Annotated in this window: 13 protein-coding genes; 10 read left to right on the forward strand and 3 right to left on the reverse strand. The window is 68.9% G+C overall.

The window, feature by feature from the left end; translation table 11 throughout:
* Window positions 1-62: 62 nt before the first annotated feature.
* A complete protein-coding gene (locus tag SK803_RS20825; RefSeq protein WP_319967702.1) occupies window positions 63-1,154 on the reverse strand; it encodes an RICIN domain-containing protein in 1,092 nt (363 codons plus the stop codon).
* 213 nt (window positions 1,155-1,367) lie between these two features.
* On the opposite strand from SK803_RS20825, the gene SK803_RS20830 reads away from it, so the two are divergent.
* On the forward strand, window positions 1,368-2,861 hold the full coding sequence (locus tag SK803_RS20830) for a non-reducing end alpha-L-arabinofuranosidase family hydrolase (protein ID WP_319967703.1): 1,494 nt from the start codon (window positions 1,368-1,370) through the stop codon (window positions 2,859-2,861).
* A 33-nt stretch (window positions 2,862-2,894) separates the two neighbouring features.
* Here SK803_RS20830 and SK803_RS20835 read toward each other — a convergent pair whose 3' ends face one another.
* On the reverse strand, window positions 2,895-3,731 hold the full coding sequence (locus SK803_RS20835) for a PaaX family transcriptional regulator (protein ID WP_319967704.1): 837 nt from the start codon (window positions 3,729-3,731) through the stop codon (window positions 2,895-2,897).
* 160 nt (window positions 3,732-3,891) lie between these two features.
* Here SK803_RS20835 and SK803_RS20840 point away from each other — a divergent pair, with 160 nt between their 5' ends.
* The 9 genes from SK803_RS20840 to SK803_RS20880 all read left to right on the forward strand — a co-directional run bounded on the left by SK803_RS20840 (window position 3,892) and on the right by SK803_RS20880 (window position 15,847).
* The gene (locus SK803_RS20840; protein WP_319967705.1) at window positions 3,892-4,821 is read left to right on the forward strand and encodes an extracellular catalytic domain type 1 short-chain-length polyhydroxyalkanoate depolymerase; all 930 of its coding nucleotides are present in this window, start codon (window positions 3,892-3,894) and stop codon (window positions 4,819-4,821) included.
* A 1,038-nt stretch (window positions 4,822-5,859) separates the two neighbouring features.
* Window positions 5,860-8,502, forward strand: coding sequence for a glycoside hydrolase family 9 protein (locus SK803_RS20845; protein WP_319967706.1), 2,643 nt, complete (start codon window positions 5,860-5,862; stop codon window positions 8,500-8,502).
* A 172-nt stretch (window positions 8,503-8,674) separates the two neighbouring features.
* Window positions 8,675-9,706, forward strand: coding sequence for a LacI family DNA-binding transcriptional regulator (locus SK803_RS20850; protein WP_319967707.1), 1,032 nt, complete (start codon window positions 8,675-8,677; stop codon window positions 9,704-9,706).
* A gap of 234 nt (window positions 9,707-9,940) precedes the next feature.
* Window positions 9,941-11,221: an ABC transporter substrate-binding protein gene (locus SK803_RS20855; protein WP_406601557.1), complete on the forward strand. Its 1,281-nt coding sequence runs from the start codon at window positions 9,941-9,943 to the stop codon at window positions 11,219-11,221.
* Window positions 11,218-12,177, forward strand: coding sequence for a carbohydrate ABC transporter permease (locus SK803_RS20860; protein WP_319967708.1), 960 nt, complete (start codon window positions 11,218-11,220; stop codon window positions 12,175-12,177). The genes SK803_RS20855 and SK803_RS20860 overlap by 4 nt, the downstream gene beginning before the upstream one ends.
* Entirely contained in the window at window positions 12,174-12,992 is an 819-nt protein-coding gene (locus SK803_RS20865) for a carbohydrate ABC transporter permease (protein ID WP_319967709.1), read from the forward strand. The genes SK803_RS20860 and SK803_RS20865 overlap by 4 nt, the downstream gene beginning before the upstream one ends.
* Before the next feature lie 2 nt (window positions 12,993-12,994).
* Entirely contained in the window at window positions 12,995-14,374 is a 1,380-nt protein-coding gene (locus SK803_RS20870; protein WP_319967710.1) for a GH1 family beta-glucosidase, read from the forward strand.
* Window positions 14,371-15,390 (forward strand): LacI family DNA-binding transcriptional regulator, encoded by a 1,020-nt coding sequence (locus tag SK803_RS20875; RefSeq protein WP_319967711.1) that lies wholly within the window; start codon window positions 14,371-14,373, stop codon window positions 15,388-15,390. Before SK803_RS20870 ends, SK803_RS20875 begins: the two co-directional genes overlap by 4 nt.
* Window positions 15,391-15,535: 145 nt before the next feature.
* Window positions 15,536-15,847 (forward strand): hypothetical protein, encoded by a 312-nt coding sequence (locus SK803_RS20880; protein WP_319967712.1) that lies wholly within the window; start codon window positions 15,536-15,538, stop codon window positions 15,845-15,847.
* On the opposite strand, the gene SK803_RS20885 is transcribed toward SK803_RS20880, so the two are convergent.
* Window positions 15,837-17,948: a beta-galactosidase gene (locus SK803_RS20885; protein ID WP_319967713.1), complete on the reverse strand. Its 2,112-nt coding sequence runs from the start codon at window positions 17,946-17,948 to the stop codon at window positions 15,837-15,839. The two genes, SK803_RS20880 and SK803_RS20885, sit on opposite strands and share 11 nt — an antisense overlap.
* Window positions 17,949-18,026 lie beyond the last annotated feature (78 nt).

Here is an 18,026-nt window from a genome sequence, read left to right on the forward strand (position 1 = left end):
CTCCGAGATCGCAACGGTGCATTGCGTGACAGATGCGGTCACCTGGCCCCGACCGGCCGCGGTCAGGACCTCCACTGCTGGTTGGACTGCCCGGAGCAGGCCCACAGGATCAGCTTGGTGCCGTTGACGGAACCCCGGCCGTTGGCGTCCAGGCAGAGGCCGGACAGCGCGTTGGTGATCGTGCCGCCGGAGTTGACGTTCCACTGCTGGTTCGCACCGCCGTGGCAGTCCCAGATCGCCACCGGGGTGCCGTTGGCCGTCCCCCAGCCGGACGCTTCCAGGCACTTCGAGCCGAAGACCACCAATGCCTTGCCGGAGGTGTACGTCCAGTTCTGATTGGTTCCGCCGTGACAGTCCCACAGTTGGACCTGCGTGCCGTTGGTGGTGGTCGCGCCCGGAACGTCCGTGCACCGGCCTGACGGCACGCCGACGATCCGTCGGCCGGCCGCGGGATCGCCGATGCTGCCGGGCACCGAGCGCAGTGCCGCGTACCAGGCCGTGGCCATCTTGTCGTAGCCGGTGGCGGTCGGGTGGACGCCGTCGATCAGGTCGGCGGTGGTGAGTGCGGCGTGCATGTCGACCAGGTGCACGCGCTTGCCCGCGTTCCGCTTGCCCTGCACCATTCCGGGGATCGTGGCGTTGTACGCGCGGGCCGCGGACTCCTGCCCCGCGTTCGACAGCGGGATGATCGTCGCGACGAACACGTCCGCGTTGGGCACGGTCGCGGTGATGCGGTCGACCAGGGCCGACAGACGTGCGGGCGCGTTGGCCACGTCGAAGTTCTGGAGCACGTCGTTGGTGCCGATGTGCAGCAACACGGTGCGCGGGCTGGTGTTGCCGAGCCAGCTGACGACGTTCGCGTCGATCTGGTCGATGCGCCAGCCGGGGTGGCCTTCGTGGTCGCGATCCCCCAGTGACGCGGGGCCGTTGAACTGCGAGCCGACGAGGTCCACACGGTAGTTCCCGCCCCCGAACCGCTGCCACAACCCGATGCGGTAACCACCCGGCACCTGCGTGCCCTCGGTGATCGAGTCGCCGAGCGGCATCACCCGTGTTCCCCCGTTGGACTCCGCGGCCGCCGGCGCGGCGGGCAGCAGTGCGGCGGTGATCAACGCGGCGGCGCAGGCGATGAGCCGCCGTGACCTGGTCAGCATCGCGTTCTCCTCGTTGAGAGCGGCAACAGACTTGTTAGCGCTCACATTGGAGGCGCGCCAAAGTGAAGTCAACTACGGAAGTCGAATTCGTCGAACTCGACTCACGTGAGTACCACCCAGTACTTCTTCGAGCGTTGTTGAGTCTTGCGGTTCGCGCGAGCACGAAGTTAGCGTTCACATCCTGTCCCGCCACAATCACGGAAGATGGTGAACATGGGCAGTCGAACAACGGCGATCGGCACGGTCCTGGCCCTGCTGGCCGGCGCACTGGTCGCGACCGGTGCACCGGGAGCACAAGCGGCCACTGTGGACACAAGTGCGTGGTACGTCGTGGTGAACCGCAACAGCGGCAAGGCATTGGACGTGTCGGGGGCGAGCACCGCCGACGGCGCCGCCGTCACGCAGTGGGCCCGGCACGACGGGACCAACCAGCAGTTCCAGTTCGTGGACTCCGGCGGTGGCCACTACCGGCTGAAGGCACGGCATTCCGGCAAGGTCCTGGACGTGTCCGGGTGGTCGGCCGCGGACAACGCCGCTGTCAACCAGTGGACCGACCACGGTGGCGTGAACCAGCAGTTCCGGCTGCAGGACTCCCCCGACGGGTACGTGCGGCTGATCAACCGCAACAGCGGGAAGGCCGTCGAGGTGCCGGGTTTCTCGGCCGCCGACGGGACCGGCGTCGTCCAGTACTCGGACCTGGGCGGGGTGAACCAGCAGTGGCAGCTCGTCCGCGTCGGCACCACGGGCTCGCTGCCGTCGAGGTTCCAATGGTCCTCCAGCGGTCCGCTGGCCGGCCCGAAGCCCGACGCCCAGCACCCAGAAGCCTTGGCGGTCAAGGACTTCTCGGTCATCCGGTACAACAACCAATGGCAGGTCTACGCCACCACGGCCGGCCCGTCCGGGTGGGGTCTGGTGCACTACGCGTTCAGCGACTGGTCGCAGGCCGCGTCCGCGCCGCACACCTACCTCGACACTTCCTCCGCGGTCGGGCCGGGCTATCGCGCGGCGCCGCAGGTGTTCTACTTCGCTCCGCAGAACCTGTGGTACCTGGTCTACCAGACCCCCTGGCCCACCTACTCGACCAGCACCAACCCTGCCGACCCGCGGTCGTGGTCGGCGCCACGCACGTTCATGTCCGAGGAGCCGGACATCGTCAAGCAGAACAAGGGTGACGGCACGTGGATCGACTTCTGGGTCATCTGCGACAGCGCCAACTGCCATCTGTTCTTCAGTGACGACAACGGCCACATCTACCGCGCCCAGACGTCGCTGGGCAGCTTCCCCAGCGGCTTCGGCAACACCCAGCTGATCCTGTCCGACACCAAGGAGAACCTGTTCGAGGCGACCAACGTCTACAAGGTGGCCGGCAGCGACCAGTACCTGCTGATCCAGGAGGCGGCCGGCCCCGGCTGGCGGCGCTACTTCCGGTCCTTCACCTCCACCAGCCTCACCGGGCCCTGGACGCCGGCCTCCGGCCTTTACGACGACCCGTTCGCGGGCCGCGCCAACGTCACGTTCCCGGGCGGCGAGTGGTCGCACGACATCAGCCACGGCGAGATGATCCGCGCGAACAACGACCAGACGCTCACCATCAACCCCTGTCGGCTGCAGTTCGTCTACCAGGGCATCGATCCCAACGCGGGTGGCGACTACCTCCGGCTGCCCTACCGGATGGGCCTGCTCACGCAGACCAACTCACCCTGCTGAACCGGGCGCGGGGCGGCTCCCGCCGTCCCGCGCTCATTCGTCCACAATGGAGTCGAGCGCGCTCGCGGCCAGCTCACCGGCCTGGCGCGCCCAGCCCTGACGCAGCGTGCGGAACATCTCCGCGGCCCGCGTGCCCGGCCAGTCCTGCGGCAGCAGCACGGACGGCAGCACCGGGTCGCGGCGGATCACCAGCAACCACTCCGCGCCCAGCAGGACCCGCCGGGACAACTCGTCGAGGTGCTCGAACGCCCTGCTTTCCCAGCGCAGCAGGAAGTCCTCGTATCCCGCGGCGATTCCCGGCAGGTCCCAGGCCTCCGCGGCGATCCGCGCGGGATCGGTCCACGAGGTCGCCTCCGCCCGGAACACCTCGGCGTGCTCGAGCAGATCGAGCTCCGCCAGTGTCGCCGAGACGTCGGCCGCCGACGTCGAGACCCACAGGCCGCTGCGCAACGGCCCGAACCCGAACCAGCCCAGGTGGGTGCGCAGGGCGTGCCGGTCCGCGCGCCTGCTCTCCGGCACCGAGAACGTCAGCAGCGTCCACCGGCCGTCCCAGTTCCGTTCGACGATCTCGCCGTCGAGCTTGCGCTGCCCGTCGCGCAGCACCGCGGTTCCGTGCTCGGTCAGCCCGAGGAAGGCCTGACGGCCCCTGCGGACCGTGCGCAGCAGGCCGCGGCGACCCATCCTGCTCAGCGCCGTCCTGGTCGCGTGCTCACCGATGCCGAGGTTGCCGAGCACGTCGATGACGCCCACCGTCGACACGGCGACACCGCGGTCCAGCACGTGATCGCCCAGCAGGGCGAGGACCGCGGTCTCCGGCCGGACCGCGGTCACGGCCGCGACACCGTCCGGGCGAGGCACCGCTGCCGACATTCGACGCTCCTTCCACCCGGACGGTTCGACGTTAGCCGAGTACCGGACGTTCTTCGTCGAACGCCTCACCATCAACATTCGTCGAAAGTTTGACGGCCGTCACGAATCTGAATATGTTCAGGGCTCGGGGGGATCTGAAATCCCTGACCGGAGGTCGACGATGACCGCACGCAGAACCACTTTCACGACACTCGTCAGCATCCTGATCACCATCGCCGGAGTCGTGCTCGCACCGCACGCGTCCGCCGCGGCACTGGTGGAGGTGACCGGTTTCGGCGACAACCCTGGCCGGATGCGCATGCACGTCTACTTGCCGGACTCCCGCCCGGCCGCTCCCGCGATCGTGGTCGCCATGCACGGCTGCGGCGGCTCGGGCCCTGGCTTCTACGCGGGCAGCGAGTTCGCCTCACTCGCCGACAGGTACGGCTTCGTCGTCATCTACCCGAGCGCGCAACAGGAAGCCGGTTTCGGCAAGTGCTTCGACACCTGGTCCGACGCCGCCAAGCGCCGCGGCGGCGGCAGCGATCCCGTCTCGATCGTCTCGATGGTGACCTACGCGCGGCAGCGGTACGGCGGTGACCCGAACCGCGTGTTCGCCACCGGATCGTCGTCCGGCGGCATGATGACCAACGAGATGCTGGCCCTGTACCCGGACGTCTTCAAGGCGGGCGCGGCGTTCATGGGCGTGCCCTTCAACTGCTTCGCCAACGCCGCAGACTTCCCGCCGGGACGCAGCAAGTGCACCGGCGGCAGCATGAACCGCACCCCGCAGCAGTGGGGCGACGCCGTCCGGCAGGCCTATCCCGGCTACACCGGGCCCCGCCCGCGAATGCAGCTGTGGCACGGCACCGCCGACACCCTCGTGCCGTACTCCTTGCTGCGGGAGGAGATCGAGCAGTGGACCAACGTGTTCGGCCTGAGCCAGACACCGACGTCCACCGACACCCCGCGGCCGGGCTGGAACCGCAGCCGTTACGGCACGCAGGTGGAGGCCTACAGCATCCAGGGCGCCGGGCACAGCCTGCCGTCGGCCGGCATGGCGGCTTCCGCCGTGGAGTTCTTCGGCATCACCGCGCGCCGCGCGGGCTGAGCAGGTTACCTCACCGTTCGTACTGGTAAGGCGTGTGCAAGTACCACCAACTCTTGATCGAACCGCCCTCAACTGCACCCAACATGTTCGTCGTTCGCCGAACGTCTGCGCGAGCGGCCGGGACCGCCACGGCGCTGGATGAGGCTGTTGGTAGTGAGAAAGTGCTTGTTGATGTTGAGTTGGCGGTACTTGCACACGCCACGGGGTAGCGGGGCGGGTGGCAGCGGGCATCTCGCGGCTGGTCCCTGCTGCGCATCGCTCGATCCGCACGCACACCGGGCCGATCCGCAGTCGATCATCAACGAGTTGCGGACAGCACCTCCGAGCAGGCGCTTGGACGTGGGCGGCTTCCTGACGGGCACCCCTCCCGGCTCACACCGGAGGGGATGCCCATCGGGACCGGCACGATGGCGAGCCGCCGTCGAGGACGCGAGGGTGACCTCCACGACGCCACACCGTGTCGGTCCGCGTCCCACTCCCGTCACCGGGCCGGATACCTGGGAGCGTTCCCAGGTGAAGCCGGACTTAACCACGGCGACGGCGACTCGGGAAGAGGTCGTCGAACCCGTGGTCGATATGGGAGCGAACCTCACATTGCACTTCCCGTAACCAAAATGGCACCCACCACCCACTCTTTCTGACCAGCTCGCCGCTGAAATGAGCCTTTTCCGAACACGTCCAGTAGGCGATTTTCTCCACCGGTAGGCCATCTCAGCGAGAGGCTGCGGAACCACGCCCGGATTCATTGTGTGACGGCCACGTAAAAATTACGCCGAATGGCCTCACGCCACATTGATCTTGCGCAGTCAGCACCCCGACGACCTGGCTCTTCTCGACTCAGCGAACATGCCCAGAGCCATTCGGCAGAAGGCGCGGACGACGTTCAGGCGACGACCACCGCCCGATCGTCGGCATTTTCCGACGCATTCGGCGGGCACCCCTGTCGGGATGGTTTCGTGACCGTTACAGTCCCGGACCTGGGAGCGCTCCCAGCCGAATCCGAACCCCCTGTCCTCGGAGGCTCACGTGCAGAGTCGCATGTCGAGAGCTGTGGCAGCCGTCCTCGTCGCGGTGCTCGCGGGACTGACCGGCCCGCTGATGCCGCGGGCGGAGGCGGCGCCCGCGTTCAACTACGCGGAGGCGCTGCAGAAGTCGGTCTGGTTCTACGACGCCCAGCGGTCCGGGAAGCTGCCGGCGGACAACCGCGTGAGCTGGCGGGCGGACTCGGCGCTGCGCGACGGTGCCGACGTCGGGCTCGACCTGTCCGGCGGCTTCTACGACGCCGGCGACCACGTGAAGTTCGGGCTGCCCTTCGCGTTCAGCATGTCGATGCTCGCCTGGGGCGCCGTGGAGAACCGGGGCGCCTACGCGAACTCCGGCCAGCTGCCGCACCTGATGGCGAACCTGCGGTGGGGCACGGACTGGATCATCAGGGCGCACCCGTCCCCGAACGTCGTCTACGGTCAGGTCGGCGCGGGCAACCCGGACCACGCCTGGTGGGGGTCGGCGGAGGTCATGCCGATGGCCCGTCCTTCGTACAAAGTGGACGCTTCCTGTCCAGGGTCCGACCTCGCGGGCGAGTACGCGGCGGCAACGGCGTCGGCCTCGATGGTCTTCAAGGACACCGACCCCGCCTACGCGGCCACCCTGCTCACGCACGCCAAGCAGCTCTACAGCTTCGCGGACACCTACCGCGGCAAGTACAGCTCGTGCATCACCGACGCCGCGAGCTTCTACAACTCGTGGAGCGGCTACCAGGACGAGCTGGTGTGGGGTGCGATCTGGCTGCACCGCGCGACCGGTGACGCGAGCTACCTGACCAAGGCGAAGGCGGAGTACCAGAAGCTCGGCACCGAGCCGCAGAGCACGGAGCGCTCCTACAAGTGGACCATCGCGTGGGACGACAAGTCCTACGGCGCCTACGTCCTGATGGCGAAGCTGACCGGCGAGCAGACCTACGTCACCGATGCCAACCGCTGGCTGGACTTCTGGACCACCGGGTACAACGGCAACCGGATCCGTTACTCCCCCGGCGGCCAGGCGGTGCTCGACAGCTGGGGCTCACTGCGCTACGCCGCCAACACCTCCTTCGCCGCACTGGTGTATTCGGACTGGCTGTCCACACGCGACAGCACCCGCGCCAGGACGTACCACGACTTCGGGGTGCGACAGATCAACTACGCCCTCGGCGACAATCCTCGCAACTCCAGCTACGTGGTCGGGTTCGGCGCCAACCCGCCGCGCAACCCGCACCACCGCACCGCGCACGGGTCGTGGGCCGACACCGTTCAAGAACCCGTCACCAGCCGGCACGTGCTCTACGGTGCGCTGGTCGGCGGCCCCAGCACCAACAACGACGCCTACACCGACAGCCGCGGCGACTACGTGATGAACGAGGTCGCGCTCGACTACAACGCGGGCTTCACCGGTGCTCTCGCCCGGCTGTACGGGGAGTTCGGCGGCACCCCGCTCGCGAGCTTCCCGGTGGCGGAGACGCCGGACGGTCCCGAGCTGACCGTCCAGGCGTCGGTGAACCAGAGTGCCGCCCAGTTCACCGAGATCAAGGCGTTCGTGCTCAACAAGAGCGCCTGGCCGGCGCGCACGTTCAACGGCACGCTGCGCTACTTCTTCACGCTCGACGGCGCCACCACTCCGAGCCAGATCAGCGTTTCCACGAACTACAACCAGTGCGGCACGGCGAGTGCGCCCGCGCAGTACCGCGGCGCGGTGTACTACGTGGAGATCCCGTGTTCCGGCATCGCTCCCGCCGGGCAGTCCGCGTACCGCAAGGAAGTGCAGTTCCGCATCACCAGCACCGGCACGTGGGATCCGGCCAACGACTGGTCCTACGCCGGCCTGGGCAGCGGCAACACGGTCGCCCAGACCGACCGGATCGTGTTGCGCCAGGACGGGAAGACGCTGTGGGGCAAGGAACCCGGAGGGATCGTCGACGACAGCGAGCCACCGACCGTCCCCATCGGACTGACCGCGTCGAACATCGGCAGCACCAGCGTCACCCTGAGCTGGACCGCCTCGACCGACAACACCGGCGTCACCGGGTACGAGGTCCTCAACGGCACCACCGTCGCCGGCTCGTCGGCCACCACCAGCCTGCTGGTGACCGGTCTCGTACCGGACACGCCCTACTCGTTCTCGGTGCGTGCGAAGGACGCGGCCGGCAACGTCTCCGCCGCCGGCACGCCGGTCAGCACGCGCACTCTCCCCGGCGCCAGGAGCACGCTCGCGGTGCAGCACAAGGGCACCGGCGCGGCCGTCTCGAACCAGGTCGGTGCCACGCTGCAGCTGACCAACCGCGGCACCACACCGGTCGGCCTCGCCACCACGACCGCGAGGTACTGGTTCACCGGCGACGCGCCCGCCGCCACCTACCAGGTGTGGTGCGACTGGGCCCAGATCGGGTGCGCGGGCGTCCAGGCAAGAGTGGTCAAGCTCGCCACCGCCCGTCCGGGAGCGGATGCCTACCTCGAGGTGTCCTTCGCCTCCGGCAGCCTCGCGGCGGGCGCGAGCACGGGTGAGATCCAGGTCCGGGTGGCGAAGTCCGACTGGTCCTCCTTCGACCAGGCCGACGACCACAGCTACCGGGTCAGCGCCGCGCTCACCGACTTCGACCGGGTCACCGCCTATTCCGGCGGTGTCCTCACGTGGGGTGCCGAACCCTGACAGACCTCGGCGCGGAACGTTCTGCGAGTCCAGGCGGACCGCGCCGATCCCAACCCCGGCCGATGGCCGGCCACGACCGCGACCCCGGCACAACGCTGTGCCGGGGTCGCGCTCTCACGGCGACACGCGGCAGGGTTCGCCTGCGTTCGACTGACGGCCGCTGACTCCTACGATGAACGACATGACGGAGATTGACCGGCAACGACGGTCCGGCCCGCGGATCGAAGAGGTCGCCCGGCTGGCGGGGGTGTCCAAGTCGACGGTCTCCAGGGTGATCAACGGCGAGCCGTACGTGAGCGCGAGAGCCCGCGACGCCGTGCACGAGGCGATCGCCCGGCTCCGCTACAGCCCGAACCAGGCCGCCCGATCTCTCGCGGGCAGCAAGGCGAACGCCATCGCGCTGATCATCTCCGAAGCGGGCAGCAGGGTCCTCGGTGATCCGTTCTTCGCCGGGATGCTGCGCGGGGTGCACGCCGAACTGGCCGGGCGGCACACCCAGCTGCTGCTCATGCTGAGCCGCCCGGAGGGCCACGACGACCTCGTCGACTACCTGGGCGGCGGCCACGTCGACGGAGCGCTGCTGGTGAGCCTGCACGGTGACGACCCGCTGCCACAACGGCTGCACGAGATCGGCCTGCCGGTCGTCGTCGGCGGCCGCCCGCTCGGCGCGGCCTCGGTCCCGTTCGTGGACTCGGACAACTTCACCGGCGGTCTGGAGGCGGTGCGCCACCTGGTGTCGTTGGGACGCAAGAGGGTCGCGACGGTCGCGGGTCCGCGCGACATGGCAGCGGGGCTGGACCGGCTCAGCGGGTGGCGACGTGGCCTCGGCGAGGCGAAGCTGGCCGCGGACCTGGTGGCGGAAGCCGACTTCACGCCGGAGAGCGGCGCCCGCGCGATGACCGAGCTGCTCGCCCGCGCACCTGATCTCGACGCGGTCTTCGTCGCGGCCGACATCATCGCCCTGGGCGTGCTGCAGGTGCTGCACGCCAGCGGCAGGCGCATTCCGCAGGACGTGGCGGTCGTCGGGTTCGACGACTCCCTGCTGGCCTCGACCGCGACCCCGCCGCTCACCACGGTCCGGCAGGACGTCGAGCAACTGGGTCGCACGATGACCTGGCGCCTGCTGGGCGAACTCGCCGGCGAGGACGGCCTGCCGCCGTCACTGCTGCTGCCGACCTCCCTGGTGCGCCGCGCCAGCGCCTGAGTCGGCACGTCGCCTCCGACCGATGGCGTAACCGGCACGACACACATCCGGGAACGCTCCCAGGTATTCCAACCGTGACTCTCGCGGAAACAACGAGGTCATCAAGTTCGGCGCGCCCGAACCGCCTGGTGCGGCCCGGAGTGTGTCTTGACACACACTCGACACCGGGGCGACACTCCTCGGCATCTGGGAGCGCTCCCAGAACCCGCCCGCCGAGACCAGAGGAGTTCTCCCGTGCGACACCGTTGGGTCAGCGTGCTGATCTGCGCCGCCGTGTCCGCCGCCGCCACCACAGCCTGCGGCTCGGGCGGGGCAAGTCAGTCCGCGGACGGCCAGACCGAGCTGACGATCGCCACGTTCAACGAGTTCGGGTACGAGGATCTGCTCAAGGAGTACGAAGCCGCGCACCCGGACGTCAAGATCACACAACGCAAGACAGGCCAGGGGCAGCCGCACCACCAGAACCTGTTCACCAAGCTCGGCGCCGGGTCCGGTCTCGCGGACGTCGAAGGCGTCGAGGAGGGCTACCTCAGCCAGGTGATGTCGAAGGCCGGACAGTTCAACGATCTCGGGGAGATCGGCCCGAAGATCGAGGACGGGCGCTGGCTGAAGTGGAAGACCGAAGCCATGACCACCAAGGACGGCAAGCTCATCGGCTACGGCACCGACATCGGCCCGCTCGCCATGTGCTACCGCAAGGACCTGTTCGCACAGGCCGGTCTGCCGTCGGACCCGGAGGGCGTCAAGGCGCTGTTCTCCACGTGGGACAGCTACTTCGCCGCGGGTGACCAGTTCGTCGCCAAGGTCCCGGGCGTCGCCTGGTTCGACAGCGCCGCACAGGTGTTCAACGCGATGCACAACCAGCACGAGACCGGCTACTACGACAAGTCCGACAAACTGGTCGTGGACACCAACCCCGACATCAAGTCGGACTGGACCGCGGTGACCGCCGCTGTCGCGAAGGGACAGTCGGCGAGGCTCGCGGCCTTCAGCAACGAGTGGAACACCGGGTTCAAACTCGGCAAGTTCGCCACCAAGACCTGCCCGTCGTGGATGCTCGGCGTGGTCGAGTCCCAGGCGGGTCCGGAGAACAAGGGCAAGTGGGCCGTCACCGACGCGTTCCCCGACGGCGGTGGCAACTGGGGCGGCTCGTACCTGACCGTGCCGAAGCAGAGCAAGAACGCCAAGAAGGCCGCCGAACTCGCCGCCTGGCTGACCGCGCCGGAACAGCAGATCAAGGCGTTCAAGGCCAAGGGCACCTTCCCCAGCCAGGTCAAGGCACTGGACGCGCCCGAACTGCTGGAGCAGACCAACGCCTACTTCGGTGACGTCAAGGCCGGCGCGCTGTTCGCCACCCAGGCCAAGAAGGTCAAGGCCGCGCAGTACAAGGGTCCCGCGGACGGCCAGATCCAGGAGACCGTCTTCAGCCCGGCGCTGCAGTCGGTCGAGCAGGGCAAGAACGCCGAGGAGGCGTGGCGCACCGCGGTAGAGGGCGCACAGAAGGCGGCCAAGTGACCGTCGTTCTCACCAAGGACGGCCGCGGGCGAGCCGAGCAGGCTCCCCCGCAGCCGCCGCGGCGGCACCGGCTGAACCGCTTGGACGCCAAGGTCTCTCCGTACCTGTTCGTCGCGCCGTTCTTCGTGTTGTTCGGCGCGATCGGGCTGTTCCCGTTGCTGTACACGGCCTACGTCTCGCTCTTCGACTGGGAGGTGGGGGCAGACGAACCGGCGTTCATCGGACTGGACAACTACCGGACCCTGGTCGAGGACGGCCAGTTCTGGAACGCGCTGTTCAACACGTTCAGCATCTTCGTGCTCTCCAGCGCCCCGCAGATCGTCATCGCGGTGGCGATCGCGGCGCTGCTCAACGAGAACCTGCGGGCGCGCACCGGCTGGCGGATGGGCGTGCTGCTCCCCTACGTCGCCAGTCTCGTCGCGTTGACGATCATCTTCGGCAACCTGTTCGGGCCGCAGTACGGACTGGTCAACAACGTCCTCTCGGCGGTGGGCATCAGCCCGATCGACTGGCAGGCCGAGACCTTCGGCAGCCACGCCGCCATCGCGTCGATGGTCAACTGGCGGTGGACCGGGTACAACGCGCTGATCGTGCTCGCGGCCATGCAGGCGATCCCCCGCGAGGTGCACGAGGCCGCGCTCGTCGACGGCGCGGGGCCGCTGCGCCGGTTCTTCAGCATCACGTTGCCGATGCTGAAGCCGACGCTGATCTTCGTCGTCGTCACCTCGACGATCGGCGGTCTGCAGATCTTCACCGAGCCGAAGCTGTTCGAACCGTCCGGTGGCAGCGGCGGCGGCACGGAGCACCAGTACCAGACGGTCGTGCTCTACCTCTACCAGTCGGGGTTCCAGCAACTGGACCTCGGCTACGCGTCCGCGATCGCGTGGGTGCTGTTCCTGATCGTGATCGCGGTCGCGGGACTCAACTTCCTCGTCACCAGGAGGGCGGTGCGATGACCGGCCGCAGACCTTCGTTTCTGGTGTACGGGATCCTCGGCGCGTTCGTGCTGGGCTCGGCGTTCCCGTTCTACTGGTCGTACCTGGTCGCCAGCCGCGACAACTCGGTGCTGACCGGTGACTTCACGCTGATCCCCGGCGGGAACTTCTTCTCCAACGCCGCACGGGTGATCGACACCATCCCGTTCTGGAAGGCGCTGGGCAACAGCTTCATCGTGTCCGGCACCGTGACGCTGTCGGTGGTGCTGCTCTCGACGCTGGCCGGGTTCGCGTTCGCCAAACTGCGGTTCCGCGGCCGGGGCGTGCTGTTCCTGTTCGTGGTGGCGACGCTCGCGGTGCCGACGCAGCTCGGGATCATCCCGCTGTACATGGCGATGGCGGAGTTCGGCTGGGCCGGTGAACTGGAAGCGGTGATCGTGCCGAACCTCGTCACCGCGTTCGGCGTGTTCTGGATGCGGCAGTACCTCGTCGACGCCATCCCCGACGAACTCGTCGAGGCGGCGCGGATGGACGGCTGCAGCCTGTGGCGGACGTTCTGGCACGTCGCTTTGCCGGCCGCGCGACCGGCCGCCGCGATGCTGGGCGTGTTCACCTTCATGCAGTCCTGGAACGACTTCCTGTGGCCACTCGTCGTGCTCAACGCCGACAACCCGACGATGCAGGTCGCGCTGGAGAAGCTGCAGAGCGGTTACTACGTCGACTACTCGCTCGTGCTCGCCGGGACGACGCTCGCGACCGTCCCGGTCCTCATCGTGTTCCTCGTGCTCGGGCGGCAGATCGTCGCCGGTGTGATGCAGGGCGCCGTCAAGGGGTGAAAATGGAGAACATTGTTTTCCCGCAGGGTTTTCTGTGGGGTGCCGCGACCGCGGCGTTCCAGGTGGAGGGTGCGACCGACGTGGACGGCCGCACCGACTCCATCTGGGACGTCTTCTGCCGGATGCCCGGCAAGGTCGTCGGCGGCGACTGCGGTGAACCTGCCGCCGACCACTACCGGCGGTTCGAGCAGGACGTGGCGATGATGGCGGACCTGGGCCTCAAGGCCTACCGGTTCTCGATCGCCTGGCCGCGGGTGCGGCCGGACGGCGGCGCCGTCAACCAGGCGGGCCTCGACTTCTACCGGCGGTTGATCGACACGTTGCTGGAGCACGACATCGTGCCGTGGCCGACGCTCTACCACTGGGACCTCCCGCAGAAGCTCGAGGAGAAAGGCGGCTGGGCCTCGCGCGACACCGCGTTCCGGTTCGCCGACTACGCGACGGCCACCGTCGAGGCGCTCGGTGACCGCGTCACCACGTGGACGACGTTGAACGAGCCCTGGTGCTCGGCCTTTCTCGGCTACGCGTCCGGAGTTCACGCGCCGGGCCGCACGGATCCGGGCGACGCCGTCGCCGCGGTGCACCACCTGCTGCTCGGGCACGGGCTCGCGGCCGACACCATCCGCTCGGCCGCACCGGACGCCAAGGTGGGCATCACCCTCAACATGTACCCGATCATCCCGGTCGACCTGGGCGACCCGGCGGACCTCGACGTCGCGCGCCGGCTCGACGGGCTGCAGCAGCGGATCTTCCTCGACCCGTTGCTGCGCGGCGAATACCCCGCGGACGTCCTGGCGGACCTCGAGCCGTTCGGGTTCGGCGAGCGCGTGCTGGACGGCGACCTCGGCGTGATCTCGGCGCCCATGGACATGCTCGGCGTGAACTACTACACCGAGCATTACGTCAGCTCCTCGCCCAACGGCAGCGACGAAGGCCCGTCGCCGTGGGTCGGCGTGCGGCACGCGTCGTTCCCGCGGCGCGACGCCCCGCGGACCGACATGGACTGGGAGGTCAGGCCGGACGGGCTCACCGCCGTGTTGCTGCGGCTGCACCACGACTACCCGCGGCTCCCGTTGTACATCACCGAGAACGGCGCCGCGTTCCGCGACGACTTCTCCGGCAACGGTGCGATCGACGACGTCGACCGCACCGGTTACATCGCCTCACACCTGCGCGCCGCACACGCGGCGATCAGCGCCGGGGTCGATCTCCGCGGTTACTTCTGCTGGTCGCTGCTGGACAACTTCGAGTGGGCAGAGGGGTACGCGAAGCGGTTCGGCATCGTGCACGTCGACTACGCCACTCAGATCCGCACGCCGAAGATGAGTGCGAGGTGGTTCGCCCGAGTGGCACGCGACAACGCGTTGGTCGCTGTCTCGTGACGGAAGGCAGGAGTCGGCGCCCCGGCCCGCGCATCGAGGAGGTCGCGCGCATGGCCGGGGTGTCGAAGTCGACGGTCTCCCGGGTGATCAACGGCGAGAAGTACGTGAGCGAACGGTCCCGTCAAGCGGTGCACCGGGCGATCACGCTGCTCGGGTACAGCCCGAACCACGCCGCGCGGACGCTGGCGGGCAGCAGGGCCGACGCGATCGCGCTCGTGATCTCCGAGCAGGGCAGCCGCGTCCTCGCCGACCCGTTCTTCGCCGGCGTCCTGCGCGGCGTCCACGCCGAACTGGCCGGGCGGCACGTCCAGCTCCTGCTGATGATGAACCAACCGGCCGACGGTGAGGACCAGGTCGCCTACCTCACCGGCGGCCACGTCGACGGCGCGCTCGTGGTGAGCCTGCACGGCGAGGACCCGTTGCCGAGGAAGTTGTACGAGGCGGGGCTGCCCATCGTGGTGGGCGGTCGTCCGCTCGCGGGCGGCTCCGTCCCGTTCGTCGACTCGGACAACTTCACCGGCGCGCTGGAGGCGGTGCGCCATCTCGTCTCACTCGACCGCAGCAGGATCGCCACGATCGCCGGCCCGCGCGACATGGCCGTCGGCATGGACCGGCTGAGCGGGTGGCGGTGCGGGCTCGCGGAACGCGGCATGGGCGTGGAGCTGGTGGTGCACAGCGACTTCACGCCCGAGAGCGGCGCGCTCGCGATGGAGGAGCTGCTGCGCAGGGCGCCCGGCCTCGACGCGGTGTTCGTGGCGGCGGACATCATGGCGCTGGGCGCCATGCGGGTGCTCCAGGCACGCGGCTACCGGATCCCCGCCGACGTGGCGGTGGTCGGCTTCGACGACTCCGTGCTGGCGTCGACGGCGGTGCCGTCGCTCACCACCGTGCGCCAGGACGTGGAACAGTTCGGCCGCACCCTGACCTGGCGCCTGCTCGCCGACCTGGCCGGCGACGAGAACCTGCCGATGTCCATTCTGCTGCCCACCTCGCTGGTGCACCGGTCCAGCGCCTGATCCTGCTTTCTCCCCAAAAGAGATCGAATGCGTCCACGATCGAATCGACGCCGACGCATTCGACTCGAAAGTAGTTGTTCCCTGGCATGAACCACGGCCAGGACCAGGCCGTACTACGAAACGGAGACAGAAACGGGGGTTTCGGATGCACGCTGGCAGATTTCTCGACAATTCACCGGACGACGCTTCGGCTCTGCCGGAAACAGCGGTTCTCCGGGTGCTGTGGATGACGGCGCAGGGCATGGTGTGGCCGTGGCTGCTGCAAAGCCTGTGCCGGCGCGACGCGATCGAGCGCGCGATGGAGACACAGCTGATCTCACCACCGGTGGGCGACCACCTCGGCTTTCACATCACGGACGCGGGCAGGCAGCGGATCGTGGACTGGTACCGGGAGAACCGCCCGGGCACCGGCGCGCACGACGACGCCGAGGAATGGCGCGCCGTCACTAGACGCTGACCCCCGGCGGGGTCGCGAACACGCGCACGTCGCGCTCTGCCAGCACGACGGACCCGCCCGCCGCGACACCGCCACCGGCCAGCAGGTCGGTGAGCTCGACCGGAGCCGTGACCTCGGCGCGGTCGCCGCTCCAGTTGTGCACCACGTGCACGCGCCGCCCGTCCGGCGAGGTACCCGTCGTCACGGTGACCGAGGCGGGGAGGTCGATCCAGCCCGACCGGGGCGCCGGCGCCAGCCACGTGGCGAGCGCGGCCGCGAGGTCACGGCCGGGAACGGTGCCGACACAGGTGACGCGGCCGTCCCCGTGGCGCCGGGTGGTGACCGCGGCCCAGCGGCCGAAGTGGTGGTGGTCGTACTCGACGAGCACGTCCGCGTCCACGACCGTGTACCCCTCCACCCACCGGGTGGCGACGGCGTCCGCGGGCAGGTCGAGCGGCGACTCCGCCGCGGCGCGCACCCGCAGGTCGTGGGAGAGGTTGCTGAACTCGTCGTAGTAGACGCCCGCCGCCTCGACGAGCCGTCCGGGAGCAGGCTCGTGGCGGGCCCTGCCCTCCTCGTCGGCGTACGCGGTCCGGGGCCCGATGACCAGGTGACCGCCCGCGTGGGCATAGGCGGCGAGCCAGTCGACCGTGTCGTGGTCGGCGAGGTAGAGCGCGGGCACGACCAGCACGGGGTGCCGTCGCGCGGTCTCGTCCGGCGGCGTCGCCGTCAGCTGACGGGCGTGGATCAGGCGCACCTGACGCCCCGCCTCGAAAGCACCGCGGTAGAAGGCGTCGGAGATCCGCTGGTACGCGGCACCGTCCGGGCCACCGTCCGGAGTGGACAGTGGCGGGTACTTCTGCATGAACCACTTGCTGGGCGTCGAGTAGACGATCGCGATGTCGGAGTCCGGTTCGACGCCCGCGACCGTCGCGCCGGCGGTGGCGAACTCCGCGCCCAGCCGTGCCAGTTCGGCGTACACCCGGCCGGGCCGCAGGCTGTGCGGCAGCACCCCGCCCCAGTAGGTCTCCGCACCGAAGTGCAGCGTGTGCCAGTGCCAGTACTCGATCATCCGGGCACCTCGCGCGACGAACGCCCACGCCGCCTGCCGCCACTGACCGTCGTAGGCGGGACGGTTGTCCCACGGCGCACCGATGTTGCCGGCGTTGGTCTCGGTGACCAGGAACGGTTCCTGACGGGAGGAGAAGATCCAGTCCGCGCCGCGGTAGAACGCCCACACCCCGCGGGTCTTCCACCCCTGCTCGTGGTCGTCGGGCGTGGGGTCCGGCAGCGTGAGCGCGTCCTGCATGTCGTAGTACGGGTTGCCCGCGGTGACGTCCACGTGGTCGGTCAGCTCGTCGTCGTCGAGCGCGACGTGCGGGTAGTGCAGGCAGGTGGTGACGAACTGGTCCGGCCGCGCGTACTCGCGGACGACGTCCACCTGCCAGGCGACGAACTCGGTGGTCTGCCGTGCCTGGAACGCCCGCCAGGCGATGTCGTACTGCGGCTGGGCGTTCCCCTCCGGCGTCCACAGGTCGGCCCACGTCGACAGCCGGTGGGACCAGTACACCAGTCCCCACGCGCGGTTGAGGTTCTCGACGTCGCCGTACGTCGTGCGCAGGTGGTCGACGAAGCGCTGGAAGACGCCGTGGTTGTGCAGCAGGTGCACACCCGGTTCGTTGTCCACCTGGAAACCGATGACCGACGGGTGGTCCGCGTACCGGCCGGCGATCCTGCGCGTGATCCGTTCGGCGTGGAAGCGGAAGGCGGGGTGGGTGAAGTCGACCTCCTGCCTGGCACCCCAGCCGACGCGCCTGCCGTCGGCCCGCTCGCCCGCGATCTCCGGGTACTGCCGGGCCAGCCACGGCGGCACCGCGTACGTCGGCGTGCCGACGACGACCGAGATACCGCGTTCGTGCGCGCCGTCGAGCACCGGCTGGAGCCAGTCCAGGTCGAACCGCCCGTTCTCCGGCTCCCACGTCGACCACACCGACTCGCCCACCCGGATGACGGTGAAACCGGCCTCCGCCATCAGGTCCAGGTCGGTCTCGAGCCGGTCGTACGGCTGGTACTCGTGGTAGTAGGCAGCGCCGAACAACACCCGCGCGGGCAGGACCGCCATCAGGAGACCTCCGTGGGAGCGAAGTCGACCTTCGCATGCTAACCGCGGTCGTTGAAGTTTCCCCTTTGCCCGCAGGGC

This window comes from Lentzea miocenica (assembly GCF_033949945.1).
GTDB lineage: Bacteria > Actinomycetota > Actinomycetes > Mycobacteriales > Pseudonocardiaceae > Lentzea > Lentzea miocenica.

Bases quoted from the DNA above. Each gene is read 5' to 3' on its own strand.
- SK803_RS20845 (WP_319967706.1), top strand. From the start codon at position 5,860: ATGTCGAGAGCTGTGGCAGCCGTCCTCGTCGCGGTGCTCGCGGGACTG.
- SK803_RS20840 (WP_319967705.1), top strand. From the start codon at position 3,892: ATGACCGCACGCAGAACCACTTTCACGACACTCGTCAGCATCCTGATC.
- SK803_RS20830 (WP_319967703.1), top strand. From the start codon at position 1,368: ATGGGCAGTCGAACAACGGCGATCGGCACGGTCCTGGCCCTGCTGGCC.
- SK803_RS20825 (WP_319967702.1), bottom strand. From the start codon at position 1,154: ATGCTGACCAGGTCACGGCGGCTCATCGCCTGCGCCGCCGCGTTGATC.
- SK803_RS20870 (WP_319967710.1), top strand. From the start codon at position 12,995: ATGGAGAACATTGTTTTCCCGCAGGGTTTTCTGTGGGGTGCCGCGACC.
- SK803_RS20850 (WP_319967707.1), top strand. From the start codon at position 8,675: ATGAACGACATGACGGAGATTGACCGGCAACGACGGTCCGGCCCGCGG.
- SK803_RS20835 (WP_319967704.1), bottom strand. From the start codon at position 3,731: ATGTCGGCAGCGGTGCCTCGCCCGGACGGTGTCGCGGCCGTGACCGCG.
- SK803_RS20880 (WP_319967712.1), top strand. From the start codon at position 15,536: ATGCACGCTGGCAGATTTCTCGACAATTCACCGGACGACGCTTCGGCT.
- SK803_RS20885 (WP_319967713.1), bottom strand. From the start codon at position 17,948: ATGGCGGTCCTGCCCGCGCGGGTGTTGTTCGGCGCTGCCTACTACCAC.
- SK803_RS20865 (WP_319967709.1), top strand. From the start codon at position 12,174: ATGACCGGCCGCAGACCTTCGTTTCTGGTGTACGGGATCCTCGGCGCG.